Source organism: Pseudonocardia sp. SID8383 (genome assembly GCF_009864975.1).
Lineage (GTDB): Bacteria > Actinomycetota > Actinomycetes > Mycobacteriales > Pseudonocardiaceae > Pseudonocardia > Pseudonocardia alni.
The window spans coordinates 1-26,186 of the sequence record NZ_WWFY01001232.1 but is presented as its reverse complement, the minus strand read 5'-3'; the positions used below and the strand labels follow the sequence as shown (position 1 = coordinate 26,186).

Here is a 26,186-nt window from a genome sequence, read left to right as displayed (position 1 = left end):
CCCGGTGCCCGGCGGGACCGCCCCGCCGGGCACCGTCGCGTCTCGGGTCGGCCGGGCCGTCACCCCGGCCCCGCCGTCGCCGGACACCGGAACCGGGTCCCAGCCGTTGCGGCGGAGCCCCGACGCAACGGCCGCGGGTGGGGTGCCCTCGTAGAGCACGTGCAGCACCCCGCCCGGCGCGAGCACCCCGCGCAGCACCGCCAGCTCGGGCCCGGGGTCGCGGGTCCAGAACAGGTTGACGTTCAGCGTGAACGCGACGTCCACCGAGCCCGCCGCGAGCCGCAGCCCGGCCAGGTCCGACCGGAGCACGGTGAGCACGCCGTCGTCGACGGCGGCCGCGCAGCGTTCGGTGGTCCGCGCGACGGCGACGGCCGAGCGGTCCACCGCCCACATCGCGCCGCCCGCGACCCGGTCGAGACGGGGGCAGACCAGCGACGCCACGGCACCCGGCCCGCAGCCCACCTCCAGCACCCGGGTGCCCGGACGCGCGCCGACGACGCCGGCCGCGAACCGCGCCCGCGCCGGGACCGCCCTCGCCGCCACAGCGGTCATCCTGGCACGGACCGGGCACCGACAGGCATCATCGAGGAGGTGGACGAGGTGGTGGGACCCGAGCAGATCCGTATCTCCGACGCCGAACGCCAGGCCGTCGCCGACCGGCTGCGCGCCGCCCACGCCGAGGGCTACCTCGACCTCGCCGAGTACGACGAGCGCGTGACCGAGGTCTGGCGGATGCGCACCCGCGGCGACCTGGGCCGGGTGACCCTGGACCTGCCCGCCTCCTCGGCCCCGTCCCGGCGCGACGGCCTGGTGTTCTCCGCGACGGCCGGGGGCGTCGCGATGCGGGTCCTGACGGTCATCTGGCTGTGCATCACCGCCGCGGCCGCCGCCGGGACCTCGGTGCTGGCATTGCTGACCGACCTGAGCCCGTGGTGGTTCCTGGTCTTCTCCGCGCCGACCGGGGCGGTGCTGCTGACGTTGTGGGTGGCGGGCGCGGGGCGCCCGCGGCGCGGCGGCCGGTAGCCGCCGCGCCGGGACCCGTCAGCCGCCCGCCTTCTCCTGCTCGTAGCGCTTGGTCATGGTGTCGACGGCGTCGAGCTGGGTCTGCGCGTGCTTCTCCCGGGTCGAGCTGGCCCGGTCCCTGGCCGCCAGCGTGCCCGCGGCCTGCCCCTGGAACTCGGGCATGACGTGCTGGGCGATGAGCTCGTAGGAGCGCTTGGTCGCGACCGGGTTGGCCCACTCGTGGCCGAGCAGTAGGAAGGCGCCGAACCCGCCGGACTGGTCGACGAGCTTCTGCACCTGCGCCTTCGCGTCCTCGACGGTGCCGATCGCGCCGATCCCGGCGTCGTTGATGAAGTCGATCATCTCCTTGACGTCGCCGCCCGCGACCGCCATCTGCGGGAACGCCGCGACCTTCTGGAAGTAGCGGAACCAGTGCTCGATGCCGTACTCGACCTCGCGGTAGGCCTGTTCACGGGTCTCGGCGACGTGCATGAGGCCGACCAGGCGCCACGTGCTGCGGTCGGGCGCGGGCTGCCCGTGGTGGGCGGCGCGCTCCTCGACGACGCTCCAGTGGTGGGCCAGCGCGTCGAAGCCGTCCTGGGTGAGGGTGGCGCCGATGGACAGCAGACCGACGCCGTGCTGCCCCGCCATCCGCGGCCCGGTCGGGGACGCGACGGCGGCGACCGCGATGTCGAAGCACGGGTCGCTGTAGGGCGCGAGCTGCAGCTGGGCGTCGATCAGCGTGTGGGTCCTGGTCTCGGCGTTCACGACCTCGCCGCGCAGCAGCCGCATGATGATGTCGAGGTTCACCTCGAGCAGCTCACGGGTGTCGGTGGGGTTCAGGCCGATCATCGACGAGTCGGTGGGCAGCGAACCGGGCCCGCAGCCGAGCATCGTGCGGCCGCGGGTGAGGTGGTCGAGCATCACCATGCGGTCGGCCACCCACAGCGGGTTGTGGTAGCTGATGGAGGTGACGCCGGTCCCGAGCTTGATGTTCCGGGTCCGCTCCGCCGCCGCGGCGATGAAGATCTCGGGCGAGGCGATGATCTCCGAGCCCGCGGAGTGGTGCTCGCCGATCCACGCCTCGTCGAAGCCGAGCCGGTCCAGGTGTTCGACGAGCTCCAGGTCGCGCTGCAGCGCAAGGGTGGGGTTCTGCCCGGGCTGGTGGAACGGGGCCAGGAAGGTGCCGAATCGCAGTCTGCTCACGGTGACTCCTCGTCGCTCCGGCGCCCGCTCCGTCGGGGGCACCGCCACGACAGTCCTTACCCGTCGTGACCGGCGTCACGCAAGCGTTGCACGACAGTGGCAGACCGGGTGAACGGCCGGTGTACGGACGTCCGTGACGACCCGATAGGTTCCGCGATCATGGGACACCGCGAGGAGCTTCTGGACGGGGCCGCGCAGTGCCTCTACGAGAAGGGGTTCGGCCGCACGACCGCACGGGACGTGGTGGCCGCGTCGGGGACGAACCTGGCCTCCATCGGCTACCACTTCGGTTCCAAGGACGCCCTGCTCACCGAGGCCCTGCTGCGGGCGACGACGGCCTGGGGCGAGGAGCTCGACCGGGCGCTCGCCGAGCCCGCGGGAGGGACCACCGACCCGCAGCGCCGGGTCGAGGAGACCTGGAGCCGGGTGGTCGGCCTGTTCTCCACCCAGCGACGCCTGTGGGCCACCCACGTCGAGGCGCTCGCCCAGGCCGAGCGGCTGCCGGAGCTGCGCGCGAAGCTCGCCGAGGCCCAGCGGGAGGTCCGTGAGGGCCTGGCCCTGACCTTCCACACGCTGCCCGACGACCCGGCCGCCGCGGACCGCCGCGTGCACGTCCTCGGCTCCGTCTACCAGGCGCTGCTCACCGGGCTCATGGTCCAGTGGATGCTCGACCCCGGCACCGCGCCGTCCGGTGTGGACATCGCCGAGGGGCTGCGCGCCATCGCCGACCGGGCCGACGCCTTCGCCTGATCCCCCGGCGGGTCAGTGCCAGGGCTCGACCCGGCCGATGATCGTCCCGCCGCGGACCGCACCGGGCTCGGCCACCCGCACGGTGAACGTCCCCAGCGCGAGGAAGCGCAGGGTGACCGTGCCCCCGGCGCTGACGTCGAGGGCACGGCCCTGCTCCGGTACCAGCACCCGGCGCGCGACGTCGCTGCCGACGGTGAGCACCACCGTCGTCCCGCGGCGCACCCGCACCGTCGGGACGGCGGGCTCCGGATGCGTCGCGGAGTGGTCGAACCGGACCGCGGTGAGGCCCTGCGAGTCGGCCCTGGCGGTGACCGTCGGACCACTCACGACGGTGCCGGCGGTCGATCCGGCCGCACCGCAGCCCGCGGCGGCCGGGAAGAGGACGAGCACCCCGGCGAGCAGCAGCCGGGCCGGTCTCCGCATGCCTCCATGCTGCCGGATGCGCGTCCGACGACCCCGCCCGGTGCACCCGTTCGTGGCGTTCGGCACGATCGGGGCGTGAGCCCGCACCCCAGCGCACCCGTTCCCCCGACGCTCTTCGACGACGAGCGCGAGCAGCGCTGGCGGTCCCGGTTCACCGCGGTGCGCATGTCGCGCCCCGGCTGGGCCCGCGACGCACCGGCCCGCTCGGTCTACGTGTCCAACGCGACCGGGACCTTCGAGATCCACGCCTGGGACCGCGACTCCGGGGAGCACCGCCAGGTCACCGACCGGCGCAACGGCACCACCTCGGCCGTGCTGCCGCCGGACGGCGGGCACGTCTGGTGGTTCGCCGACACCGACGGCGACGAGTTCGGCCACTGGGTCGCCCAGCCGTGGTCCTCCACGGCGGGCACCGACACCGTGCCCGCCGTCCCCGGCGCCGGCGACGGCTACCCGGCGGGCCTGGAGATCGGCCGCCGGGTCACCGCGATCGGGGTGTCCACCGACGACGGCACGGTCCTGGCGGTGCACGAGCGCGGCTCCGGCACCGACGCCCGGGAGATCTACCGGCACACCGAGGACGCGGGCGTCGGCGCGCTGTCGGAGGACGAGACGCTGCTGGCGATCTCGCACTCCGAACACGGCGACTCGCGGCACCCGTCGCTGCGGGTGCTCGACGTCGCCACCGGGGACACCGTCGCCGAGCTGCACGACGGGCCCGGCCGCGGCCTCGCCGCGCTGGAGTTCTCCCCCGTCGCGGGCGACCAGCGGCTGCTCGTCGGCCACGAGCGCCGCGGCCGTGACGAGCTGCTGGTCTGGGATCCGACCACCGGTGAGGTCACCGAGCTCGCGGTCGACCTGCCCGGCGAGCTGGTCGGCGGGTTCGTCCCGGACGCCTCCGCGCTGCTTATCGCGCACACCCACGCCGCCCGCACCCGGCTGTTCCGCTACGTCCTGGCATCCGGCGAGCTGACCGAGCTGCCCACCGCGCCCGGCTGCGTCGGGTCCGCCGAGGTCCGCGACGACGGCACCGTCGAGTACTCCGCGTCGTCGGCGGCCACCCCGTCGCAGATCCGGGCACTGCGCCCGGACGGCACCGACGAGGTGCTGGTCGCCCCGCCCGGGGAGCGCCCGCCCGGTTCGGTCGCCGTCCGCGACGTGTGGACCGGGGTCCCGGCCGGGCAGGTGCACAGCCTGGTCGCCGAGGCGCCGCGCGTCGACGGCCGTCCGGCGCCCGCGGTGTTCGTGCTGCACGGCGGTCCGCATGCCGCCGACGAGGACCGTTTCGACGCCGGCCGCGCCACCTGGGTGGAGGCGGGGTTCACCGTCGTCGAGGTGAACTACCGCGGTTCCACCGGCTACGGCTCGGCCTGGCGGGACGCGATCGAGGGCAGGCCGGGGCTGACCGAGCTGGAGGACGTCGCCGCCGTCCAGGACGCGCTGGTCGCCGACGGCACCGTCGACCCGGCCCGCTGCGCCGTCGACGGCTGGTCCTGGGGCGGGTACCTGTCGCTGCTCGCCGCCGGGACACAGCCGCAGCGGTGGGCCGCGGCCGTCGCCGGGGTGCCGGTGGCCGACTACGCCGCCGCCTATGCCGACGAGATGGAGCAGCTTCGCGCGTTCGACCGTGCGCTGTTCGGCGGCTCCCCCGACGAGCTGCCCGACCTCTACCGGGAGGCCTCGCCACTGACCTACGTCGACGAGGTCCGCGTGCCGGTCCTGGTGCTGGCCGGGGAGAACGACCCGCGCTGCCCGATCCGGCAGATCGACAACTACCTGGACGCGCTGGCCGGACGCGGGGACGTGACCTACGAGGTCAGCCGGTTCGACGCCGGGCACGGCTCGCTGGTGGTGTCCGACCAGCTGGACCTGATCGCGACCGAGGTCGACTTCGTGCGGCGGGCTCTGGGCTAATCGCCGAGCAGACCCAGCACGTTCTCCGGCGGCCGGCCGACGACGGCCCGGTCGCCGTCGATCACCACGGGCCGCTCGATGAGCTTCGGCTCGGCGGCCAGCGCGTCGAGCAGGGTGTCCCGGTCGGCGCCGGCGAGGCCCTGCTCGCGGAACGCGGGCTCGCCGGTGCGGGTGATCGCGAGTGGGTCCTCGGTGCCGAGCGCGGCCAGGGCCCGCTCCAGCTCGGCGCGGGTCGGCGGGTCGTCGAGGTAGCGCCGCACCGTCGGTTCGACGCCGCGGTCGGTCAGCAGCGCGAGGGCGGCGCGGCTCTTCGAGCAGCGCGGGTTGTGCCAGATCTCCACACCCCGAGCCTAGGACGCACGACGGCCCCGGGGGTGTCCCCGGGGCCGTCGGTCGGTGCGCGGAGCGGTCAGCCGCCGTTGCGGACGGCCTGCTCGATCCGGTCGCCGATGTTCTTGTCGACGTTGCGCCAGTACTCGAAGGCGCGCTGCAGCACGGGCTCGGTCACGCCGTCGAGCAGGTGCCCGGCGACGTTGCCGACGAAGCGCTCGCGGGCGGCGTCGTCGAAGACCTCGCGGACCATGATCCCGGCCTGGCCCCAGTCGTCGTCGGACTCGCGCAGGGAGTACGCGCTGCGGACCATCTCGCCGTCGGCGTACCAGAGGGCCTCGGAGACGCGCTTCGGGTCGGCCGCCGGGCCGCCGTAGGAGTTGGGCGCGTAGATCGGGTCACGGGTGTTCGTGATCCGCATGGCGCCGTCCTTCTGGTAGTTGTTCACCTCGCTGCGGGGCGCGTTGACCGGGATCTGCTTGTAGTTGACCCCGAGCCGGGCGCGGTGGGCGTCGGCGTAGGAGAACCCGCGGGCGAGCAGCATCTTGTCCGGCGACAGCCCGGTGCCGGGCACCAGGTTGTTCGGCTCGAACGCGGCCTGCTCCATCTCGGCGTGGTAGTCCTCGACGTTGCGGTCCAGCGTCAGCTTCCCGACCTTGATCAGCGGGTAGTCGCTGTGCGGCCACACCTTGGTCAGGTCGAACGGGTTGTACCGGTAGGTCTTGGCGTCGGCGAACGGCATGACCTGCACGTACAGCGTCCAGGACGGGTGGTTGCCCGCCTCGATCTCGTTGTAGAGGTCGGCCTGGTGGTAGTCGGGGTCCGAGCCGGCGAGGGTGTCGGCCTCGTCCTGGGTCAGGCACTCCACGCCCTGGTCGGACTTGAAGTGGTACTTCACCCAGACCATCTCGCCGGCCTCGTTGATCCAGCTGTAGGTGTGGCTGGAGTAGCCGTTCATCTGCCGCCAGGTCTTCGGGATGCCCCGGTCGCCCATGAGCCAGGTGACCTGGTGCGCCGACTCCGGCGACAGCGTCCAGAAGTCCCACTGCATGTCGTGGTCGCGCAGGTTGTTCGCGACGCGCCGCTTCTGGCTGCGGATGAAGTGCTGGAACTTCATGGGGTCGCGGACGAAGAAGACCGGCGTGTTGTTGCCGACCATGTCCCAGTTGCCCTCGGTCGTCCACAGCTTCAGCGAGAAGCCGCGCGGGTCGCGCCAGGTGTCGGGGCTGCCGCGCTCACCGGCGACGGTCGAGAACCGGATCACGCCACGGGACTCGACGCCCGGCTGGAGGAACGCGGCCTTGGTGTACTGCGAGACGTCCTCGGTGGTCTCGAACCGCGCGAACGCCCCACCGCCCTTCGCGTGCGGCTGACGCTCCGGGATGCGCTCCCGGTTGAAGTTCGCCATCTGCTCGATGAGGTAGTGGTCGTTGAGCAGGAGCGGGCCGTCGGGGCCGATCGTCAGCGAGTGCTCGTCGCTGGCGACCGGGCTGCCGGAGTCCGTGGTGGTGGGCTTGGGCTGGTGCGACGTGGTCACGGCCGAGCCTCCTCGTACGCGTGGTGGGTGGGGCGGGCGGTGCCCCGCCGTGTCGACCGGGACGCTCCCGCGGCTGCGCGGCCGCGTCGCGGTCGGCGGTGTTCGGTCCCCAGGGACTTCCCGTGGGGTCCCGGCCGAAACCCGAAACCGGTGCGCGAGGACGACGGGCGCGGGTCAGGATGGGGTCGTGCCCGACACCGCCGCCACCGCACCCCGCGCCGGCCCGGGTGCGTTCGCCGACGTGCTGCGCCTGCCCGGGGTCGGTGCGATCACCGCGATCGGCATGGCCGCCCGCATCCCCGCGACGGCCGTCGGCGTCACCCTGACCCTGCACACCGTCACCATGCTCGGCTACGGCTTCGGCGCCGCCGGGCTGGTCGCCGCCGCGGTCCCGACCGGGATGGCGATCGGCGCCCCGCTGCTCGGCACGATGGTCGACCGGCACGGGCTGCGGCCGGTCCTGGCGCTGACGATGACCGCGGGCCTGCTGTTCTGGTCGGTGGCGCCGCTGCTGGGCTACGCCGGTCTGCTCGGCGCCGCCTTCGTCGCCGGCATCCTGACCCTCCCGGTGTTCTCGCTGGTCCGGCAGGTCATCGCGGCCGCCGTCCCGGCCGGACGACGCCGCCCCGCCTTCGCGCTGGACTCGATGACCGTCGAGATCTCCTACATGACCGGGCCCGCCGTCGGGTCGCTGCTGACGGTGTGGCTGGGCTCGGCGACGACGATGCGCGTGATCGGCGCCGGGTTCGTCCTGGCCGGGATCGCGCTGTGGCGGCTCGACCCACCGGTCCGTGCCGACGGCGACGGGGCCGCCCGCACCGGCCCCCGCCCTCCGCTGCGCAGCTGGCTGACCCGGCCGCTGGTCGGCGCGCTGCTGGCGGTGACCGCCGCGGTGATCGCGATCATGGGCACCGAGTTCGCGTTCATCGCCGCCCTCACCTCTTCCGGGCAGGCGTGGGCGATCGCGCTGGTCAACGCCGTGTGGTGCCTGGCGTCGCTGGTCGGCGGGTTCCTCTACGGCAGCGCCCGCCGCAGCCTGCCGCTGCCGCTGCTGCTCGCCGCGCTCGGGCTGGCGACGCTCCCGGCGGCGCTGGCCTGGTCGTGGTGGAGCCTGCTGTTCCTGCTGCTCCCCGCGGGTCTGGCGACCGCGTCGACGCTCGCGGCGGGCAGTGCCGCGATCGGCGACCTCGCCCCGGACCGGGTGCGTGGCCTGGTCACCGGCCTGCAGGGCTCCGCGACGACGCTCGGCATCGCCATCGCGACCCCGCTGGCGGGGGTGCTGGTCGACACCGCCTCACCCGGCGTGGCGATGCTGGCCTGTGGGTCGGTCGCGGTCGTCGCCGCCGGGGTGGCGGCGCCGCTGCTGCGCGTCCGGGCCTGACCGGCCGGGGCCACACGGCCGTCGGTGTCACCGAGATGCACGTCAGCGGGAATTGTGGATCTTCCAGGCCCGCTGGGCTGCATCTCGGCGATCCCGCTGCCGCCGAGATGCACCTCAGGGTCGTCCGAATCGCTCCGCCGGGGCCCTGAGCTGCATCTCGACGTGCGAACGGTCGACGAGCGGTCGCGCAACTCGGACACTGAGAGAGTCCACAGACGATCGGCGCAGCGCACCGTCCGGATGCGGCGGGCGCGTGGGCCCCTCGGGCAGACTGGATCGAGTGAGCGCACCGCCCCACCCCGACTCCGAGACCCAGCCCATCCCGAGTGGGCGGCCCCGTCGTCGGGGAGGTCGGGTGCGCTGGGGGTTCGCGCTGTTCCTCGGTGCCGCCGCCGCGCTCGCGACGCTGCCCGACCTCGTCGGTCTCGACGCCCACTCCCCGTTCGCGCAGGTCATCGCCTTCCGGCCGCTGATGGTCGCCGCGCTCGGCGTGCTGGTGGTGATCGGCCTGCTGATCACCCTGGCCGCCCGCCGGTTCTGGCCGGTGCCGGTCGTCCTCGCGCTGGTCGCGCTGGTCGGCGCGGCGATGGTGCTCCCGCGCACCGTGGCCGACCCCGCGCCCACCGGCGGCACCCCGCTGAAGGTGCTGGCGCTCAACGTCTACGAGGGCAACGCCGACGCCGACTCCCTCGCCGCGCTCGTCGCCGCGGAGAACCCCGACGTCGTCTCGATCCCGGAGGCGGGCGGCCGCTACGAGAGCGAGATCGCGCCGCTGCTGGAGCCGCTGGGCTACCGGACGGCGTCCAGCGTCGACCGCTGGGACCGCGACGTCACCGGCAACACCGTGGCCTGGTCGGACCGGCTCGGCGACGTCCGCACCCGGATCGGCAAGGACGTCCGCTTCGACTACATCGAGATCACCGGCGGCGGCCTGGGGAACCTGCGCTTCGTCGCGTTCCACTCCGTCGCGCCGGTCCCGCGCTCGGTCGGGCAGTGGCGCTCGGACCTGGAGACCGTCGCGAAGTGGTGCTCCGCGACGAGCCCGGCGATCGTCGCCGGCGACTTCAACGCGAGCCTCGACCACTCGGTCTTCCGCAACGCGATCCAGGGCTGCGGCGACGCGGGCTCGCAGACCGGCAACGGGCTGGCCGGAACCTGGCCGACCTGGGCGCCGTCGTGGCTGGGGCCGCAGATCGACCACATCGTCTACAACGGCGGGATCGCCGCCGAGTCCTTCGGGACGCGGTTGGTGCCCGGCACCGACCACCGCGCGATCGTGGCGACGCTGCGCCTGCCCTAGACCCGCACACGACGACGGCCGCCGCTCCGGGCTCCGGGGCGGCGGCCGTCGAACGTGCGGAGGGGTCGGTCAGCCGGCCGCGGCGACCGTCTCCGCCACCTCGTAGGTGTTCAGGGCGGCACCCTTGCGCAGGTTGTCCCCGCACACGAACAGCTCCAGGGTGTTCGGGAAGTCCAGCGACTGCCGGATCCGGCCCACCACGGTCGGGTCCCCACCGACGGCGTCGGCCGGGGTCGGCCACTCGCCGGCGGCCGGGTCGTCCTTGACGACGATCGTCGGCTGCGCGCCGAGAACCTTGCGGGCGGCGTCCACCGAGACCTCCGAGGAGAAGGTCGCGTGGATCGCCAGCGCGTGCGTGGTGACGACCGGGACGCGCACGCAGGTCGCGGAGACCTTGAGCTCCGGGATCCCGAGGATCTTGCGGGACTCGTTGCGGACCTTCAGCTCCTCCGACGACCAGCCGTCGTCCTTGAGGGAGCCGGCCCACGGCACGACGTTGAGCACCAGCGGAGCCGGGAACGGCGAGTCGCCGCCGACCGGGATGCCGGCCTCGGTCAGGACGGCCGCGACGTCGCCGGCGGCCTTGCCGAGGTCCTTGCCGGCGACCGCGGACAGCTCGGCCTGCAGCTGGTCGATGCCGGGCTGGCCGGCACCCGACGCGGCCTGGTACGACGACACGACCAGCGCCTCGAGCCCGAACTCGCGGTGCAGCGCACCCATCGCCGCCATCATCGACAGCGTCGTGCAGTTCGGGTTCGCGATGATGCCCTTGGGCCGCTCGGTCACCTTCTCCGGGTTCACCTCGGGCACCACGAGCGGGACCTCGGGGTCCATCCGGAACGCGCCGGAGTTGTCGACGGCGATCGCGCCGCGGGAGGCGGCGATCGGCGCCCACTCGGCGGAGACCTCGTCGGGGACGTCGAACATCGCGATGTCGACGCCGTCGAAGACCTCGGGCTTCAGCTCCAGGACGGTGATGTCCTGGCCGCGGACCGTCAGCACCTTGCCTGCGCTGCGGGCCGAGGCGATCAGGCGGATCTCGCCCCACGGCACCGACTCGCGGGAGTCGATGATCTCGATCATGGTGGTGCCGACGGCACCGGTCGCGCCGACCAGCGCGAGAACGGGCTTGTCCATGGCCATCTCAGCTCACCGGCCCGTTCCGGCGGCGACCACCGCGTCGTCCTCGGCGCCGAGCTCGAACGCCTCGTGCAGCGCCTGCACCGCGTCGTCGAGCTGGTCGGAGCGGCAGATGACCGAGATCCGGATCTCCGAGGTGTTCATGGTCTCGATGTTGATCCCGGCGTCGGAGAGCGCCTCGCAGAACTTCGCGGTGACGCCGGGGTGGTTGCGCATACCGGCGCCGACCAGCGAGACCTTGCCGATGTCGTTGTCGTAGATCAGCTCGGTGAACCCGATCTCGCCCTTCGCGCGCTCCAGCGCCGCGACGGCGGTGTCACCGTCGGTGCGGGGCAGCGAGAAGGTGATGTCGGTCTTCTTGTCCGACACGTTGGAGATGTTCTGCAGCACCATGTCGATGTTGATCTCCGCGTCGGCGACCGTGCGGAAGATCTTCGCCGCCATGCCGGGGGTGTCCGGCACCCCGGTGACGGTGATCTTGCCTTCGGACCGGTCGTGGGCGACGCCGGTGATGATCGGATTCTCCAACGGGATCTCCTCGATCGAGCCGGAGACCAGGGTGCCCGGCTTGTCGTTGTAGGAACTGCGCACCCGCAGCGGGACGCCGTAGCGGCGGGCGTACTCGACGGCGCGCAGGTGCAGCACCTTGGCGCCGGACGCGGCGAGCTCGAGCATCTCCTCGTAGGTCACCGTCTCGAGCAGGCTCGCCTTGGAGACGATCCGCGGGTCGGCGGTGTAGACGCCGTCGACGTCGGAGTAGATCTCGCAGACGTCGGCGTTCAGCGCGGCCGCGAGCGCGACGGCGGTGGTGTCCGAGCCGCCGCGGCCCAGCGTGGTGATGTCGCGGGAGTCCGCGCTCATGCCCTGGAAGCCGGCGACGAGCACGATGTGCCCCTCGTCGAGGGCCTCACGCAGGCGCCACGGGTTCACCTCGGTGATGCGGGCGTCACCGTGCTTCGAGGTGGTGAGCATGCCCGCCTGCGAGCCGGTGAACGACCGGGCCTCCGCGCCGAGGGCGTGGATCGCCATCGCGACGAGTGCGTTCGAGATCCGCTCACCGGAGGTGAGCAGCATGTCCATCTCCCGCAGCGGGGGCTTCGGGGAGATCTGCTCGGCGAGATCGGTCAGCTCGTCGGTGGTGTCCCCCATGGCGGACACGACGACGACGACATCGTGGCCCTCCTTGCGGGTACGGACGATGCGCTCGGCGACCTTCTTGATCCGCTCAGCGTTCTCGACCGACGAACCGCCGTACTTCTGCACGACGAGGGCCACGCCGACCTCCAATCCTGGCTCCGCGGTGGGAGCCGTCGGGTGCTCTCTCTTCGACCGCCGGAATGCGCAGGTGACGCACCGGCGGCGTTGGTCGGAACGGAACAGTACCGGCGAGCGCCGTCCGTTTTCAGGATCTGGACGGTCACCGATGACCCAGACCACACGGGCTCGCCCGCGGACCCCCCGCTCGGGTATGTGCGCGGGCCGCACGGCCCCGGACCGGGGGCTCAGGCCCGGACGGGCTGCTGCCTGCCGCGGTGCCGACGGACCGCGTCGGTGTTGCCGCAGCGTGCGCTGCAGTACCGCTGCCTGCCGTTGCGGGAGACGTCGGCGTAGACGCGGGTGCAGCCCTCGGCGGCGCACCGGCCGAGCCGGTCCATCCCCCGGGTCGCCAGGTGGGTGGCGGTGCCGGTCGCGAGCAGGGCGCGCAGCACACCGGCCAGGCCCAGACCGTCGTCGCGGTGGTGCAGGTGCCAGTGGCCGTCGTGGTCGGTGAGGCGTGGCGGCCCGGTCGACTCGGCGAGCAGGGCGTTGAGCAGCCGTGCCCGCTCCGCGCCCGGCTCGGCGTCGACGACCGCCTCCCACCGGCGCAGGAAGTCGAGCACCGTCGGCAGGTCGGCGCCGACCGGGTCCCAGTCGCGCGTCACCCCGGCGGCGAGACAGCGCGCGACGAGCTCCCCGGTCGACGACGGCGGCGCGTTCACCAGGTCGGTGGCGAGGAGCACCGGATCACGTCCGTAAGGGTTGATGTGCACTGACCCATTACAGCAACGTCGTCGTCGTGAGTACACCCCTGGACCACGAGTGGGAGACGACGTCGCGGCACCGCACCTCCGACGGCGTCGTGAGCTACCAGCGCTGCCGGTGCGGGGCGTGGCGGATCCGGCTACGCCCGGACCGGGTGGACGGCCCGCGGACCCTCGCCCCGGCCGAGCGCGGGTAGGCCCCCTCAGGCCGCGGGACGCGCCAAGCGCTCGACGGCCGCGGCGATCTCCAGCAGGGCGCGGTCGGCGCCGTGGCGGGCGACGAGCTGGACCCCGACCGGGAGCCCGTCGGGGGTCCGGCCGAAGGGCACCGAGACGGCAGGGCAGCCGGTCACGGTGATCAGGTACGCCGAACGCATCCAGTCCAGGTAGGACGCCATCGGGACGCCGTCCACGGTGGCCGGGAACTCCTGGTCGGCCGGGAACGGCGGCACCTGCGACACCGGCAGCACCAGCACGTCGTGCTCGGTGAAGAACTCCCGCATCCGCTGGGCGAGCGTCGTGCGGCGCTGGTACGCGACGGCGACGTCAGCGCCGGTCAGCGCCTCGCCTGCCCTGATGTTCGCGGCCAGCGAGGCCTTGAACTCCTGCGGATGCACGGCGAGCTGCATGCCGAACCGGGCCTGGAAGTGCCAGGCGCGCAGGGTGCGGAAGCACTCGTCGGCGCCGGTCAGGTCGGGCGCGGTGCCCGAGACCGCCGCCCCGGCGCCGGCCAGTGCGTCACCGGCCGCCTCGACGACCGCGGCGACGGAGCGGTCCACGGTGAACGCGCCACCGAGGTCGGCCGACAGCGCCACGCGCAGCCCGGCGAGCGGGACCGGGCGCAGCGGCGGGGCGAAGGTCTCCCCGGGGTCGCCCAGGGCGTGCGGGGCGCGCGGGTCCGGACCGGCGAGCACCGACAGCAGCAGCGCGGCGTCGTCGGCGGTGCGGGCCATCGGGCCCCCGGTCGACGTGGTCTCCCACATGTTCGACGACGGCCACTCCGGCACCCGTCCCCACGAGGGGCGCAACCCCACGACCCCGCAGAACGACGCCGGGTTGCGCAGCGAACCGCCCATGTCCGAGCCCTCGGCCAGCGGGACCATCCCGGCCGCCAGCGCGCACGCCGCGCCGCCGGACGACCCACCCGCGGACCGCGTCGGGTCGTGCGGGTTGACCGTGGTGCCGAAGACGCGGTTGAACGTGTGCGAACCGGCCGCGAACTCCGGCACGTTGGTCTTGCCGATCGGCACCACGCCGGCGGCCCGGATGCGCTCGACGATCAGGTCGTCGGTGTCGGGGACGTGGTCGGCGAACAGCGGCGAGCCGTAGGTCGTCCGCCACCCCGCGACGGCGTGGGTGTCCTTGAACGCGAACGGCAGCCCGTGCAGCGGCCCGACCGTCGCACCGGAGGCCAGCCGCTCGTCGGCGGCGGCGGCACCCGCCCGCGCGCGCTCCACGTCGAGGGAGACGACGGCGTTGAGCTCGGGGTTGCGGGCCTCGATCCGGGCCAGGTGCAGGTCCATCAGCTCGCGGGCCGAGATCTCCCGGGCGCGCAGCGCCGCGACCTGCTCGCAGGCGCTCGAGGCGACCGTGACGGTCACCGCGACCGCACCAGGACGGCCCCGACGCGGGTGGGTCGGTTAGAGCTCATGGGTGGTGCTCCTCCGGGCCGGACGGGTCCGGCGTCGCGGCGCCGGCACGTCCCGGCATCCTGCCACCGCATCCGCGCCCGGCGCGGGGACGTGTCAGACCCGGCGCAGCAGCCGCACGACCACCGTGGTGATGATCAGCCACAGGATCGCGGCGACCCCGTAGTTCAGGGTGACGGCCATCTTCGGCTGGGACGGGGTGAACAGGTCACCGAGACCGAGGTTCAGCTGGGCCGCCCAGGAGGACACGAACTCGGTGAGGAAGTTCGCCGGGTTGGCGTCGAGCAGGGTCAGCACGATGTGCGCGACCAGGATGGCCACGATCACCAGGCCCACGATCCGCACGATCGTCGCGATGATCCCCATGCCCTGCCGCACGGTCGTACCCACGGTTGCCGCCATCACAAACCCCTTCGTCACGGACGGCGTCATGGTTGCACCGCCGCATCCTCACTGCCCTTCCAACGAGGGGAAACGCCGCTGGTTGTGATCACTTCGTTGCGAGCCGGGGCTCGGGGGCCGGGTTCGACCGTGCGGGTGGCGACTTGCCGCGCAACGGGGGTTCGGGTCTACGGTAGGAGACATGGCGCGCCTGCTCCTTCGCCGCCGCGGCGGGGTCTGAACCGACCGGCCCCTCGTCGCGGGGTTTCGCGTGTCCGCCGGTCGCCACGACGGCACGACGACGGAGCATTCCCGTGACCACCTCTCCCGACGCCTACGAAGCCCGCGCCCGCAGCAACGTCCGCACCCCCGAGGGCGCGCCGCACGCGACCCAGCCCGCCTGGAACCGGCAGCGCGGCTCGCAGATGCCGGTCCACCGGTACAAGCCCTTCCATCAGCTGGTCGAGCCGGTCTCGCTGCCCGACCGCACCTGGCCGGACAAGGTCATCGACACCGCGCCGCTGTGGTGCGCGGTCGACCTGCGTGACGGCAACCAGGCACTGATCGACCCGATGAGCCCGCTGCGGAAGCGGCGCATGTTCGACCTGCTGGTACGCATGGGCTACAAGCAGATCGAGGTCGGCTTCCCGGCGGCGAGCCAGACCGACTTCGACTTCGTCCGCGAGATCATCGAGCAGGGCGCGATCCCGGAGGACGTGCAGATCCAGGTCCTGACCCAGGCCCGCCCGGAGCTGATCCAGCGGACCTTCGAGGCCTGCGAGGGCGCGCACTCGGCGATCGTCCACCTCTACAACTCGACGTCGATCCTGCAGCGCCGGGTCGTCTTCCGCTCCGACCGCGCGGGCATCACCAAGATCGCCACCGACGGCGCGGAGGAGGTCAGCAAGTTCGCCGAGAAGTACCCGGCGACCGACTGGACCTTCCAGTACTCCCCGGAGTCGTACACCGGCACCGAGCTGGAGTACGCCGTCGAGATCACCAACGCGGTGAGCGCGATCTGGCAGCCGACGCCCGAGCACCCGATGATCGTCAACCTGCCGGCGACGGTCGAGATGGCGACGCCGAACGTCTACGCGGACTCCATCGAGTGGATGCACCGCAACCTGGCCCGCCGCGACTCGCTGGTGCTGTCGCTGCACCCGCACAACGACCGCGGCACCGGCATCGCCGCCGCCGAGCTGGGCTACCAGGCCGGAGCCGACCGGATCGAGGGCTGCCTGTTCGGCAACGGCGAGCGCACCGGCAACGTCGACCTGGTCGCGCTGGGCATGAACATGTTCACCCAGGGCGTCGACCCGCAGATCGACTTCTCCGACATCGACGAGGTCCGGCGCACCGTCGAGTACTGCAACCAGCTGCCGGTGCACGAGCGCCACCCGTGGGGCGGCGACCTGGTCTACACCGCGTTCTCCGGCTCCCACCAGGACGCGATCAACAAGGGCTTCGCCGCGATGGAGGCCGACGCCGCGGAGGCCGGTCACCCGGTCGCTGACCACACCTGGGAGGTCCCGTACCTGCCGGTGGACCCGAAGGACATCGGCCGCACCTATGAGGCCGTCATCCGGGTCAACAGCCAGTCCGGCAAGGGCGGCATCGCCTACATCATGAAGACCGAGCACCAGCTCGACCTGCCGCGCCGGCTGCAGATCGAGTTCAGCCACGTCATCCAGGCCTTCACCGACACCGAGGGTGGCGAGGTCGAGCCCAAGGCCATGCGCGACGCGTTCGACGTCGAGTACCTGGGCCGCGAGACCCCGCTCAAGCTGGTGCGCCACCGCGTCCACAGCGACGGCGAGGGCCGCGACGAGATCGTGGCGACCGTGCGCGTCGAGTCCGACCTGCACGAGATCGCCGGCTCCGGCAACGGACCGATCGCGGCGTTCGTCGACGCTCTGGCCGGGATCGGGTTCGACGTGCGGGTGCTCGACTACCACGAGCACGCGATGGGCGGCGGTGACGACGCCCGCGCCGCGGCCTACGTCGAGTGCGCCGTCGAGGAGAAGGTGTTCTGGGGCGTCGGGATCGACAGCTCGATCACCAGCGCCAGCCTCAAGGGCGTCGTGAGCGCGATCAACCGCGCCCTGCGCTGAGTCCGCGCACCCCGCCCTGCCCCCAGGGTCACTCTCGTAGCGCTCTAAGCCACGAAAGTTCCCCTGGGGGCACCGCAGGGGAACCGCGAGGGCACCGCGGGGCCGGGGCTCAGCGGCCGATCGCGTCGCCGAGGGTGATCTGCCGGTCGGGATCCCGCGGGCCGGTGTCCGGTGCGGCGGCGGCCTCGGCCTCGTCGGCGGTCACCTCGTGCGGGATGATCCGCCCGTCGCGGACGGCCTCGGCGTGGTGGCAGGCGACCCGGTGCCCCGAGGTGTCGCCGTCGAGCACGCGCAGCTGCGGGCGCTCGGTGGAGCACCGGTCGTCCTGGCGCCACGGGCAGCGGGTGTGGAACCGGCACCCGGACGGCGGCGCGGCGGGCGAGGGCAGGTCCCCGGACAGCAGGATCCGCTCGCGGGTGTCCTCCACGGTCGGGTCCGGCTGCGGCACTGCCGAGAGCAGGGCCCGGGTGTAGGGGTGCAGCGGGCCGTCGTAGAGCGCGCGGGCGGGCGCCTCCTCCACGATCGACCCGAGGTACATCACCCCGACCCGGTCCGAGACGTGCCGCACGACGGCCAGGTCGTGCGCGATCACCAGGTAGGTCAGGCCGAGCTCGCGCTGCAGTGAGCGCAGCAGGTTGAGCACCTGGGCCTGCACCGACACGTCCAGCGCCGAGACCGGCTCGTCGGCGACGACGAGGTCGGGCTCCACGCACAGGGCCCGGGCGATCCCGATGCGCTGACGCTGCCCGCCGGAGAACTCGTGCGGGTAGCGGCGCAGTGCGGACTCGGGCAGCCCCACCGCGCGCATGAGCTCGGCGAGCCGGTCCGGACCGGCCTCGATCCCGTGCGCGGCCAGGCCCTCGCGCAGCAGCGACCCGACCGACTGGCGCGGGTCCAGGCTGGACATCGGGTCCTGGAACACCATCTGGAACCGGCGGCGCATCCGGCGCAGCGGCTCCCCCTTCAGTGCGGCGACGTCGGTGCCGTCGAAGGACACCGTGCCCGCGGTCGGCTCGGTGAGCTTGAGGATCGCCCGCCCGAGGGTCGACTTGCCGCAGCCGGACTCGCCGACCAGGCCGTAGGTCTCACCGCGCTCGATCCGCAGCGAGACGCCGTCGACGGCCCGGACGTGCCCGACGGTGCGCTGCACCAGCACACCCCGTGTGATCGGGAAGTGGACCTGCAGGTCCTCGACCTCCAGCAGGGGGCTCATGCCGTCGCTCCGATCGGCTCGGGATTGTGGCAGCGCAGCAGCCGGCCCGCCTCGTCGTCGGCCACCGGGGTGACCGAGGTGCAGGTCTCCAGCGCCCGCGGGCAGCGCGGCGCGAACGCGCAGGCGTGGTCCCAGGGCAGGTTGTCCGACACCGACCCGGTGATCGCGGGCAGCTCCGCGGCGGGGTCGGAGTCCAGCCGCGGGATCGACCGGATGAGCCCCGAGGTGTACGGGTGGCGCGGTCCCCCGAACAGGGCGTGCCGCTCCGCGCGTTCCACGACCCGGCCGCCGTAGAGGACGTTGACCCGGTCGCAGAGCCCCGCGACGACGCCCAGGTCGTGCGTGATCATGATGAGTGCCGTTCCCGTCTCGGCGACGAGCTCGCGCAGCAGCTCCAGGATCTGGGCCTGGATGGTGACGTCGAGGGCGGTGGTCGGCTCGTCGGCGATGAGCAGCTTCGGCCGGCAGGCGAGCGCGATCGCGATCAGCGCGCGCTGGCGCATCCCGCCCGACATCTGGTGCGGGTAGGCCGACACGCGTCGTGCCGGGTCGGGGATGCCGACCCGCTCCAGCAGGGAGACGGCCTCCGTACGCGCCTCGTGCTTGCTCATCCCGCGGTGCCGGGTGAGCGCCTCGGTGATCTGGACACCCACCGGGACGACCGGGTTCAGCGACGACAGCGGGTCCTGGAAGACCATCCCGATGTCGCGGCCGCGCCGCTCGCGCAGCTCGGCGTCGGACAGGGTGAGCAGGTCGACGGACTCGTCCCCGGAGGAGAACAGCACCGAGCCGCCCACCCGGGGGGTGCGGCCCGGCAGCAGTCCCATGATCGCCAGGGAGGTCACGGACTTGCCGCAGCCGGACTCGCCGACCAGGCCGACGACCTCGCCGGGACGGACGTCGAACGACACCCCGTCGACGGCGACGACGTCGGCCTCACCCCGCCGCACGAAGCGCACGGACAGGTCCTGGACCTGCAACAACGGGTTCATCGGAGGTGTGGTCATCTCCGGCCTTTCGGGTCGATGGCCTCGCGCAGCGACTCGCCGAGCAGCGTGAACCCGAGCGCGACGACGATGATCGCGATCGCCGGGTAGACCGCCAGCCCGGGCCGGACGTCGAGGTAGGGCTGCGCGGAGGCGAGCATCAGGCCCCACTCGGCGCGGGCCGGGTCGGCGTCGCCGAGACCGAGGAAGGACAGCGCGGCCGCGTCGAGGATCGCCGTCGCCAGGGTCAGCGTGGCCTGCACGATCACCGGGCCGATCGCGTTGGGCAGCATGTGCCGCAGCACGACCGCCCGTCGCTTCACGCCGAGCGCGGTGGCCGCGAGGACGTGGTCGGAGTCGCGCTGGGCGAGCATCGACCCGCGCAGCAACCGCGCGAAGATCGGCACGTTCACCAGCGCGACGGCGATGATGACCGTGGTCTGGCTGGGCCGGGCCGCCAGCGCCGCGACCGAGATCGCGAGCAGCAGCGACGGGATCGACAGCAGCACGTCGGTGACGCGCATCAGGACGGTGTCGATCCAGCCGCCGAACGCTCCGGCGAGCACGCCGATGACCAGGCCCGCCGCGAGCCCGGACACGGTCGCGAGCACGCCGACGAGCAGGGTCTGACGCGACGCCAGGATCATCCGGGAGAACTCGTCACGGCCGTTCTGGTCGCTGCCGAGCAGGAAGCCGGGCTGCGGTCCGGGGATCGAGCCGGGGCGCAGCTGGTCGAGCAGCTGCGGGAACGCCTGCGCCGGGTCGTGCGGGGCCAGCAGCGGCGCGAACACCGAGACCAGCACGAACACCCCGATGATCACCGCCCCGACGATCGCGGTGGGGCTGCGGCGCAGCCGGCGCAGTGCGTCCGCGGACAGGCTGCGGCCGGCGGTGTCGTCGATCCGGTCCTTCCGCCGCTGCGCCCAGGTGGTCGGTGCGCTCATCGCAGCCTCACCCTCGGGTCGATCACGGCGTAGGACAGGTCGACGAGCAGGTTGACCAGCACGTAGATGAGTGCGCCGAGCAGCACCACGGCCTGCAGCCGCGGGTAGTCACGGCGCTCGATACCCTCGGCGATCAGGGTGCCGATGCCGGGCCGGTTGAACACCTTCTCGGTCAGCACCGCACCGGCGAGGAGCAGGCCGGTCTGCAGACCGATCGTCGTCGAGACCGGCAGCAGCGCGTTGCGCAGCACGTGCCGGCCGCGGACGGTGCCCGGCGCGAGCCCCTTGGCGTTGGCGGTGCGGACGAAGTCGGACTCCAGCACGTCGAGCACCGAGGCCCGGGTGATCCGCACGATGACGGCGAGCGGGATCGTGGCGAGGGTGACGGCGGGCAGCACGAGGTGCAGCAGCGAGTCCCAGCTGGCGTCGAACTCGCGGGTCAGCAGGCCGTCGAGGGTGGGGAAGCCGGTGACCGAGGTGGCGTCGATGCCGGTCGACTGCAGCCCGGACGGCGGGAACAGGCCGAGGTCGACGGCCAAGAACTGCTTGAGCACGTAGCCGAGGAAGAACACCGGCACGGCGACGCCGACCAGGGTCCCGACGATGGTCAGGTTGTCCCAGAGACCGCCGCGGTGGCGGGCGGCGAGGTAGCCCAGCGGGATCCCGAGGGCGACGGCGAGCAGCAGCGCCGACAGGGACAGCTCGATCGTCCCCGGCAGCGCGCGGCCGAGCTCGGTGATCACCGGGTCACCGGTGACCAACGAGGCGCCGAAGTCGCCGGTCAGCGCCCGGCCGAGGTAGTGCAGGTACTGGATCGGGATGGGCTGGTCCAGGCCCAGCGTCTTGTTCAGTGCCGCGATCGACTCCGGGGTCGCCTTGTCTCCGAGCAGCGCACCGGCCGGCCCGCCGGGCAGCGAGCGCAGCCAGGCGAACAACAGCACGGACAGGATGAGCAGCGTCGGGACGACCTGGAGCAGGCGGCGCGCGACGAAGCGCAGCATGCGTGGATGTCCTCAGTGGTGGGAGGCGGGACACGCGACCGGGCGCCGCGGGGTCTCCGCGGCGCCCGGGGCACGGTCAGTTCTTGCTGACGGAGACGAAGCGCTCGTCGGTCAGCGGCGACGGGATCACGCCCTGCACGTCCGGTCCGACGACGATCGCCGGGCCGGTGGTCAGGATCGGCACGGCCGGCAGGTACTTGGCCATGATGTCCTTGTTCGCCTGCTGGTACGCGGCGGCGTGACCGGCCGGGTCCGGGATGGAGTCGGCCTTGGCCAGCTCGGCGAACATCGCCGGGTCCTGCGGCCCGAACTCGGCCTTCTCCCGGCCGAAGAACGTGCCGACGAAGTTGCCGGCGTCGTTGTAGTCGCCGGTCCAGCCGAGCATGTGCAGGTCGTGCTTGCCCGCCTTCTGGACGTCGTCCTTGTAGCCGCCGTTCCACGGCCGCGCGACCGGGTTGACCGTGATGCCGACGGCCTTCAGGTTCGCCGACATCGCCGAGAACAGGTCCGCCGGGTTCGGCATGTAGGGCCGGGTGATCTCGGTCGGGTAGTAGAAGTTCAGCGTCAGGTTCTGCGCGCCGGCCTCGGCGAGCAGCTGCTTGGCCTTCTCCGGGTCGTACGGGTACTGGGTGACGTCATCGGCGTAGCCCGCGACGGTCGGCGGCACGAACTCCTTCGCGACCGCGGAGCCCTCGGGCATCTTGGTGCGGACCAGCGACTCGCGGTCGATGGCGTACGCGAGCGCCTGGCGGACCCGCAGGTCCTTGAGCTTCGGGTTGTTCTTGGTGTTGATGCCCATGTAGAGCAGCGAGAACGGCTGGCGGATCAGCACCTGGTCACCCTGGTCCTTCAGGGTCTGGTAGTCCGCCGGGGACGGGTAGTCGTAGCCGTCGATGGTGCCGGCGGCCAGCTCCTGCTTGCGGGCGTTCTCGTCGGGGATGATCTTGAAGATGAGCCGGTCGAGCTTCGCCTTCTCGCCCCAGTACTGGTCGTTGCGGACCAGGGTGATCGTGTTGTTCGCCTTGTCGAAGCTCTCGAACTTGAACGGCCCGGTGCCCGTCGGGTGCTCGTTCGCGTAGGCGGGGTAGGTGAAGGAGTCACCGCTCTGGGTGACGGCGTCGGCGTCGTACTGCTCGAGCGCCGCCGGGCTGGAGATCGAGAACGACGTGAGGCCGAAGGCGGCCGGGAACGCACCCTTGAACTCGTTCAGCGCCAGCACGGCGGTGTTCGGGCTCTGCGCCGTGCAGGACTTGTAGAGCGGGGCCCCCGAGGCGTCGCCCTCGTTCTTGGCGAAGCCCTCGAAGACGTCGCCGTAGTAGATCATCTGGCTCTGCGCCGCGGCGCCCTTCATGTTGAACCAGCGGTCGAAGTTCGCACAGACCGCGGTCGCGTCGAGCGGCGTGCCGTCGTGGAACGTGACGCCCTCGCGGAGGGTGAACGTCCAGGTCTTGCCGTCCGGCGTGGACGTCCACTCGGTGGCCAGGCCGGGCTCGAGCTCGGTGGTCCCGGGCTTGTAGGTGATCAGCGTGTCGAACATCTGCCGGGCCGGGCGGAAGCTCTCGCCGTCGTCGTTGAAGATCGGGTCGAAGTTCTTCGGCGCGCCCGCGGCGCCGAACACGAACGTCCCCCCGGCGGCGTCGCCACCCGCTCCGCGCTCCGAGCTCGCGCAGGCGGTCATGCCCACTGCGAGCACGCCCGCCATGACCGCCGTCATCCACCGTCTGCGCATTCCGGTCCCCTCGTCGGCAGAGGCGTCCACCCGATGTGTGCGTGCGGACACCTGATGACGGGGAAACCTATAGCGGTCCGTTACCAACCGGTAGACCCTTGCGTCACGATAGTGCTACGAACTGGTACGCACGTCCCGTTCGTCCGGACCGTCGTCGACAGCCGACCGGTGCGCGTCCCGGTGTGCCGACACCGCGGCCCGCGAGGCGTCCTCGTCGAGCGCGGCGTCCCGGACCTCGTCGAAGACCTCGCGGTAGGTGCGCAGGTCGGCGGGCGACTCCAGGAACGACTCCCCGGCGTGCCCCTCGGTGTGGACGACGTCGGGTCCGAGCTCGTCGGGGACGGTCAGGATCGCGAAGCGGCCGGCGTGCGCCCGCTGCGGTCCGGCGCCGAACGGGAGCACGCGCAGCGTCACGTCGGGCAGGCCCGACAGCGTGAGCAGCCGGTCGAGCTGCTCGGCCATCACCGCGGGGCCGCCGGTCGCGCGGGCGAGCACGGCCTCGTCGACGACGGCGTCGAGCACCAGCGGCGGCGTCGCGGTGAGCGCCTCGTGGCGACGTCCGCGCAGCCGCACGAGCTGGTCGATCTCCCAGTCCGGGCGCCCCGGGAGCCGGGCACGCAGCGCGGCGTGTGCGTAGGCGGGCGTCTGGAGCAGCCCGTGCAGCACGGTCAGGTCGAACGCGGCGACGGCGGTCGCGTCGGACTCGGCGGCGGCGTAGCGCCCCGGCGACGGCAGGAAGTGCGGGTCGCTGCGCAGGCCCTCGGTGAACGGCTCCCACCAGCCGCGGGTGCGGCTCTCGGTGACGAGCCGCTCGAGCATCTCCGCCTCGACCCCGGCGACCCCGCCGTAGACCTCGACCAGCGCGGCGACGTCGGCCGGGCGCGGCACCCCCTTGCCGTTCTCCAGCCTGCTGATCTTCGACGTCGAGCAGCCCACGCCACCCGCTGCGTCCTCCAGCTTCAGACCGGCGTTGACGCGCAGCCTGCGCAGTTCGGCACCCAGCCGTCGTCGCGCGCCGGTCGGCTCCTGCTCCACCTCGCGCCCCCTCCGTGGCCCCGCCGTGCAATCTACAGTTCTGTGCAATTCCCTGTGCCTGCAATTGCACAGAGGCGGGTCGTCGTGCATCCTGGAATCACCTGAACGTGACGGCAGCCACACCGGCCGTGTCAACCGGGGCCACGGACCGACCGCGACACACGAAGGGAGATGGACATGATCCGCAGGACGCAGGTGCCGCACACAGGCACGCACCACAGCGCCCGTACCGGGCGGTGGTCGCCGTGATCGCGCTGGTGGCGGTGGCCCTGGCGGGGCTGGCCACGCTGGTCGTCTCGGCGATCGTGATCGGGGTGACCGACCGGCGCCAGAGCGAGGCGTGGCGCCGGATCGCCGAGCAGCGACGCCGGGAGTGGGAGCGCAGGCAGCGCCGGCTCCACGGCAGGCCGCACCGCGTGGACGCGTGGGGCGACGAGGACACCGACTGAGGCTCGCCGAAGTCGTATCGATACCGACTGAGGCTCACCGAAGTCGTATCGATACCGACTGAGGCTCACCGAAGGAGTGTCGATACGGCTGACGCCGCTTTCGGGACCCACCAGGAAGGACGGCGCCGCGGCGGGGGGTTGCTGCGCCGGGTGGCCGGTCACGACCGGGACGACCCGCCCGGGACGGACCGGCCCGTTCCGTGTCCGGGGGCTAGAGGGCCCGGCGGCCGGCGAGCGCGCGGCCGAGCGTCATCTCGTCGGCGAACTCCAGGTCGCCGCCCATCGGCAGGCCGGACGCGAGCCGCGTGACGCTCAGGCCCGGGAAGTCGCGCAGCAGCCGGACCAGGTAGGTCGCGGTCGCCTCACCCTCGGTGTTGGGGTCGGTCGCGATGATGACCTCGGAGATCTCGGTCTCGTCGGTCGCCGGACCGGTGCCGCCGAGGCGGGCGAGCAGCTCGCGGATCCGCAGCGTGTCCGGGCCGATCCCGGCCAGCGGGTCGAGCGCGCCGCCGAGCACGTGGTAGCGCCCCTTGAACTCCCGGGTCCGCTCGACGGCCAGGACGTCCTTGGGCTCCTCGACCACGCACACCAGCGTCGGGTCGCGTCGTGCGTCGGAGCAGTAGCGGCAGCGGGTGTCCGACGCGACGTTGCCGCACACGTCGCAGAACGCGACGCCCTGCTTGACCGTCTGCAGGACCTCCTGGAGCCGGTTGATGTCGGCCGGGTCCGCGGCGAGCAGGTGGAACGCGATGCGCTGGGCGCTCTTCGGACCGACCCCGGGCAGGCGCCCCAGCTCGTCGATCAGGTCCTGGACCGGTCCTTCGAACACCTCAGGCGCCCGGGAGGCCCAGGCCGCCCATGTCGAGACCGCCGGCGAGCGGACCCATCTTCTCCTGCTGCAGCTCCTGCGCACGGCGGACCGCGTCGGCGAGCGCGCCGGCGACGAGGTCCTGGAGGGTCTCGACGTCCTCGGGGTCCACGACCTTCGGGTCGATCCGCACCGAGCGCGGCTCCAGGCCCGCGGTGACGGTGACCTCGACCAGCCCGTTCCCGGCCTGGCCGGTGACCTCGGCGGTCGCGAGCTCGGCCTGGGCCTGCTGGAGCTGCTGCTGCATCTTCTGGGCCTGCTGCAGGATCATCTGCATGTCGGGCTGACCGGGTTGCACGCGTACCCCTCGCTGTCGGGTCCGGCTCGCGCGATCGGGGGCTTCCCCGGCGCGACCGGCGCGGACGTGTCCTTCTCCCAGGGTAGACGTGTCAGGCTGACCGACCGTGCGCGCCCTGATCCGTTCCGCCACAGCCGTCCTCCCGGTCGTCGTCGCGCTGCTGTGCGCGGGCTGCGGGGCACCGCAGGCTGCCCCGCCCGCCGTCGACGCGACGCCGTCACCGGCCGCGACGACCCGCTCGGAGTCGGCCACCCCGGCGCCGCCGCCCGCCCCCGTCGTGCTGCTCGACCCCGGGCACAACGGTGGCAACGCGGCAGACCCGGCCGCGGTGAACCGACCGGTCCCCGACGGGCGCGGCGGGACCAAGCCGTGCAACACGACCGGCACCTCCACGAACGACGGCTACGCCGAGCACACCTTCACCTGGGACCTGGCCGGGCGGGTGCGGTCCCGGCTGGAGGCCGCCGGTGTGCGGGTGGTGCTCACCCGCCCCGACGACGACGGCGTCGGCCCCTGCG

The 26,186-nt window shown here is 72.8% G+C and carries 27 protein-coding genes; 9 read left to right on the top strand and 18 right to left on the bottom strand.

Annotation, left to right across the window (positions count from 1 at the left end; all coding sequences use genetic code 11):
- The coding region (locus GTW08_RS30045; RefSeq protein WP_161152863.1) for a methyltransferase domain-containing protein at positions 1 to 543 on the bottom strand (543 nt) is incomplete at its 3' end.
- Positions 544 to 591: 48 nt separating this feature from the next.
- Between GTW08_RS30045 and GTW08_RS30040 the strand changes: the two genes are divergently transcribed.
- On the top strand, positions 592 to 1,023 hold the full coding sequence (locus GTW08_RS30040) for a DUF1707 domain-containing protein (protein WP_073575775.1): 432 nt from the start codon (positions 592 to 594) through the stop codon (positions 1,021 to 1,023).
- 18 nt (positions 1,024 to 1,041) lie between these two features.
- On the opposite strand, the gene GTW08_RS30035 is transcribed toward GTW08_RS30040, so the two are convergent.
- On the bottom strand, positions 1,042 to 2,208 hold the full coding sequence (locus tag GTW08_RS30035) for an LLM class flavin-dependent oxidoreductase (RefSeq protein WP_073575774.1): 1,167 nt from the start codon (positions 2,206 to 2,208) through the stop codon (positions 1,042 to 1,044).
- A 159-nt stretch (positions 2,209 to 2,367) separates the two neighbouring features.
- Between GTW08_RS30035 and GTW08_RS30030 the strand changes: the two genes are divergently transcribed.
- Positions 2,368 to 2,958, top strand: coding sequence for a TetR/AcrR family transcriptional regulator (locus GTW08_RS30030; RefSeq protein WP_073575772.1), 591 nt, complete (start codon positions 2,368 to 2,370; stop codon positions 2,956 to 2,958).
- Positions 2,959 to 2,970: 12 nt separating this feature from the next.
- Here GTW08_RS30030 and GTW08_RS30025 read toward each other — a convergent pair whose 3' ends face one another.
- Positions 2,971 to 3,381 (bottom strand): hypothetical protein, encoded by a 411-nt coding sequence (locus GTW08_RS30025; RefSeq protein ID WP_073575771.1) that lies wholly within the window; start codon positions 3,379 to 3,381, stop codon positions 2,971 to 2,973.
- A 75-nt stretch (positions 3,382 to 3,456) separates the two neighbouring features.
- Here GTW08_RS30025 and GTW08_RS30020 point away from each other — a divergent pair, with 75 nt between their 5' ends.
- On the top strand, positions 3,457 to 5,295 hold the full coding sequence (locus tag GTW08_RS30020) for a prolyl oligopeptidase family serine peptidase (RefSeq protein ID WP_073575770.1): 1,839 nt from the start codon (positions 3,457 to 3,459) through the stop codon (positions 5,293 to 5,295).
- Here GTW08_RS30020 and arsC read toward each other — a convergent pair.
- Both arsC and GTW08_RS30010 read right to left on the bottom strand, forming a co-directional pair.
- Complete coding sequence (gene arsC, locus GTW08_RS30015; protein WP_073575768.1) at positions 5,292 to 5,636, bottom strand: arsenate reductase (glutaredoxin); 345 nt, start codon at positions 5,634 to 5,636, stop codon at positions 5,292 to 5,294. The two genes, GTW08_RS30020 and arsC, sit on opposite strands and share 4 nt — an antisense overlap.
- Positions 5,637 to 5,704: 68 nt before the next feature.
- Positions 5,705 to 7,162 carry a catalase gene (locus GTW08_RS30010; protein ID WP_073575767.1) on the bottom strand — a complete coding sequence of 486 codons (1,458 nt, stop codon included), beginning with the start codon at positions 7,160 to 7,162 and terminating at the stop codon, positions 5,705 to 5,707.
- A 187-nt stretch (positions 7,163 to 7,349) separates the two neighbouring features.
- On the opposite strand from GTW08_RS30010, the gene GTW08_RS30005 reads away from it, so the two are divergent.
- The gene (locus tag GTW08_RS30005) at positions 7,350 to 8,543 is read left to right on the top strand and encodes an MFS transporter (protein ID WP_083658643.1); all 1,194 of its coding nucleotides are present in this window, start codon (positions 7,350 to 7,352) and stop codon (positions 8,541 to 8,543) included.
- A 355-nt stretch (positions 8,544 to 8,898) separates the two neighbouring features.
- Entirely contained in the window at positions 8,899 to 9,843 is a 945-nt protein-coding gene (locus tag GTW08_RS30000; protein WP_161152862.1) for an endonuclease/exonuclease/phosphatase family protein, read from the top strand.
- Positions 9,844 to 9,912: 69 nt separating this feature from the next.
- Here GTW08_RS30000 and GTW08_RS29995 read toward each other — a convergent pair whose 3' ends face one another.
- The 3 genes from GTW08_RS29995 to GTW08_RS29985 form a co-directional block, all read right to left on the bottom strand.
- Positions 9,913 to 10,986, bottom strand: coding sequence for an aspartate-semialdehyde dehydrogenase (locus GTW08_RS29995; RefSeq protein ID WP_062399569.1), 1,074 nt, complete (start codon positions 10,984 to 10,986; stop codon positions 9,913 to 9,915).
- A 6-nt stretch (positions 10,987 to 10,992) separates the two neighbouring features.
- A complete protein-coding gene (locus tag GTW08_RS29990) occupies positions 10,993 to 12,258 on the bottom strand; it encodes an aspartate kinase (RefSeq protein WP_073575765.1) in 1,266 nt (421 codons plus the stop codon).
- Positions 12,259 to 12,485: 227 nt separating this feature from the next.
- Complete coding sequence (locus GTW08_RS29985; RefSeq protein ID WP_217266896.1) at positions 12,486 to 12,983, bottom strand: CGNR zinc finger domain-containing protein; 498 nt, start codon at positions 12,981 to 12,983, stop codon at positions 12,486 to 12,488.
- A 56-nt stretch (positions 12,984 to 13,039) separates the two neighbouring features.
- On the opposite strand from GTW08_RS29985, the gene GTW08_RS31325 reads away from it, so the two are divergent.
- Positions 13,040 to 13,201 carry a hypothetical protein gene (locus GTW08_RS31325; RefSeq protein ID WP_167379067.1) on the top strand — a complete coding sequence of 54 codons (162 nt, stop codon included), beginning with the start codon at positions 13,040 to 13,042 and terminating at the stop codon, positions 13,199 to 13,201.
- A gap of 6 nt (positions 13,202 to 13,207) precedes the next feature.
- On the opposite strand, the gene GTW08_RS29980 is transcribed toward GTW08_RS31325, so the two are convergent.
- Both GTW08_RS29980 and GTW08_RS29975 read right to left on the bottom strand, forming a co-directional pair.
- Positions 13,208 to 14,605 carry an amidase gene (locus GTW08_RS29980; protein ID WP_073575762.1) on the bottom strand — a complete coding sequence of 466 codons (1,398 nt, stop codon included), beginning with the start codon at positions 14,603 to 14,605 and terminating at the stop codon, positions 13,208 to 13,210.
- Between the two features lie 144 nt (positions 14,606 to 14,749).
- Positions 14,750 to 15,055 carry a hypothetical protein gene (locus GTW08_RS29975; protein ID WP_073575761.1) on the bottom strand — a complete coding sequence of 102 codons (306 nt, stop codon included), beginning with the start codon at positions 15,053 to 15,055 and terminating at the stop codon, positions 14,750 to 14,752.
- 293 nt (positions 15,056 to 15,348) lie between these two features.
- Between GTW08_RS29975 and leuA the strand changes: the two genes are divergently transcribed.
- Positions 15,349 to 17,145: a 2-isopropylmalate synthase gene (gene leuA, locus GTW08_RS29970; RefSeq protein ID WP_073575760.1), complete on the top strand. Its 1,797-nt coding sequence runs from the start codon at positions 15,349 to 15,351 to the stop codon at positions 17,143 to 17,145.
- Between the two features lie 109 nt (positions 17,146 to 17,254).
- Here leuA and GTW08_RS29965 read toward each other — a convergent pair whose 3' ends face one another.
- The 6 genes from GTW08_RS29965 to GTW08_RS29940 form a co-directional block, all read right to left on the bottom strand.
- Entirely contained in the window at positions 17,255 to 18,358 is a 1,104-nt protein-coding gene (locus tag GTW08_RS29965) for an ABC transporter ATP-binding protein (protein ID WP_073575759.1), read from the bottom strand.
- Complete coding sequence (locus GTW08_RS29960; RefSeq protein WP_275939031.1) at positions 18,355 to 19,365, bottom strand: ABC transporter ATP-binding protein; 1,011 nt, start codon at positions 19,363 to 19,365, stop codon at positions 18,355 to 18,357. The genes GTW08_RS29965 and GTW08_RS29960 overlap by 4 nt, the downstream gene beginning before the upstream one ends.
- Positions 19,362 to 20,288, bottom strand: a complete 927-nt coding sequence (locus tag GTW08_RS29955) for an ABC transporter permease (protein ID WP_073575757.1) — start codon at positions 20,286 to 20,288, stop codon at positions 19,362 to 19,364. The genes GTW08_RS29960 and GTW08_RS29955 overlap by 4 nt, the downstream gene beginning before the upstream one ends.
- Complete coding sequence (locus GTW08_RS29950; RefSeq protein ID WP_073575756.1) at positions 20,285 to 21,289, bottom strand: ABC transporter permease; 1,005 nt, start codon at positions 21,287 to 21,289, stop codon at positions 20,285 to 20,287. Before GTW08_RS29950 ends, GTW08_RS29955 begins: the two co-directional genes overlap by 4 nt.
- Positions 21,290 to 21,365: 76 nt before the next feature.
- Positions 21,366 to 23,003, bottom strand: a complete 1,638-nt coding sequence (locus GTW08_RS29945; RefSeq protein ID WP_161152864.1) for an ABC transporter substrate-binding protein — start codon at positions 23,001 to 23,003, stop codon at positions 21,366 to 21,368.
- 129 nt (positions 23,004 to 23,132) lie between these two features.
- Positions 23,133 to 24,053 (bottom strand): helix-turn-helix domain-containing protein, encoded by a 921-nt coding sequence (locus GTW08_RS29940; RefSeq protein WP_161152861.1) that lies wholly within the window; start codon positions 24,051 to 24,053, stop codon positions 23,133 to 23,135.
- 245 nt (positions 24,054 to 24,298) lie between these two features.
- Here GTW08_RS29940 and GTW08_RS29935 point away from each other — a divergent pair, with 245 nt between their 5' ends.
- Positions 24,299 to 24,502: a hypothetical protein gene (locus tag GTW08_RS29935; protein WP_161152860.1), complete on the top strand. Its 204-nt coding sequence runs from the start codon at positions 24,299 to 24,301 to the stop codon at positions 24,500 to 24,502.
- A 211-nt stretch (positions 24,503 to 24,713) separates the two neighbouring features.
- Here GTW08_RS29935 and recR read toward each other — a convergent pair whose 3' ends face one another.
- Both recR and GTW08_RS29925 read right to left on the bottom strand, forming a co-directional pair.
- On the bottom strand, positions 24,714 to 25,331 hold the full coding sequence (gene recR, locus GTW08_RS29930) for a recombination mediator RecR (RefSeq protein WP_062399547.1): 618 nt from the start codon (positions 25,329 to 25,331) through the stop codon (positions 24,714 to 24,716).
- Position 25,332: 1 nt separating this feature from the next.
- Positions 25,333 to 25,647 carry a YbaB/EbfC family nucleoid-associated protein gene (locus GTW08_RS29925; RefSeq protein WP_060713646.1) on the bottom strand — a complete coding sequence of 105 codons (315 nt, stop codon included), beginning with the start codon at positions 25,645 to 25,647 and terminating at the stop codon, positions 25,333 to 25,335.
- Positions 25,648 to 25,774: 127 nt separating this feature from the next.
- On the opposite strand from GTW08_RS29925, the gene GTW08_RS29920 reads away from it, so the two are divergent.
- A partial coding sequence (locus GTW08_RS29920) for an N-acetylmuramoyl-L-alanine amidase (RefSeq protein ID WP_346009996.1) occupies positions 25,775 to 26,186 on the top strand: 412 nt, incomplete at its 3' end.

Bases quoted from the DNA above. Each gene is read 5' to 3' on its own strand.
- GTW08_RS30030 (WP_073575772.1), top strand. From the start codon at position 2,368: ATGGGACACCGCGAGGAGCTTCTGGACGGGGCCGCGCAGTGCCTCTAC.
- GTW08_RS30025 (WP_073575771.1), bottom strand. From the start codon at position 3,381: ATGCGGAGACCGGCCCGGCTGCTGCTCGCCGGGGTGCTCGTCCTCTTC.
- GTW08_RS29995 (WP_062399569.1), bottom strand. From the start codon at position 10,986: ATGGCCATGGACAAGCCCGTTCTCGCGCTGGTCGGCGCGACCGGTGCC.
- GTW08_RS29975 (WP_073575761.1), bottom strand. From the start codon at position 15,055: ATGGCGGCAACCGTGGGTACGACCGTGCGGCAGGGCATGGGGATCATC.
- GTW08_RS29965 (WP_073575759.1), bottom strand. From the start codon at position 18,358: ATGAGCCCCCTGCTGGAGGTCGAGGACCTGCAGGTCCACTTCCCGATC.
- GTW08_RS29960 (WP_275939031.1), bottom strand. From the start codon at position 19,365: ATGACCACACCTCCGATGAACCCGTTGTTGCAGGTCCAGGACCTGTCC.
- GTW08_RS29955 (WP_073575757.1), bottom strand. From the start codon at position 20,288: ATGAGCGCACCGACCACCTGGGCGCAGCGGCGGAAGGACCGGATCGAC.
- GTW08_RS29950 (WP_073575756.1), bottom strand. From the start codon at position 21,289: ATGCTGCGCTTCGTCGCGCGCCGCCTGCTCCAGGTCGTCCCGACGCTG.
- GTW08_RS29945 (WP_161152864.1), bottom strand. From the start codon at position 23,003: ATGACGGCGGTCATGGCGGGCGTGCTCGCAGTGGGCATGACCGCCTGC.
- GTW08_RS29925 (WP_060713646.1), bottom strand. From the start codon at position 25,647: ATGCAGATGATCCTGCAGCAGGCCCAGAAGATGCAGCAGCAGCTCCAG.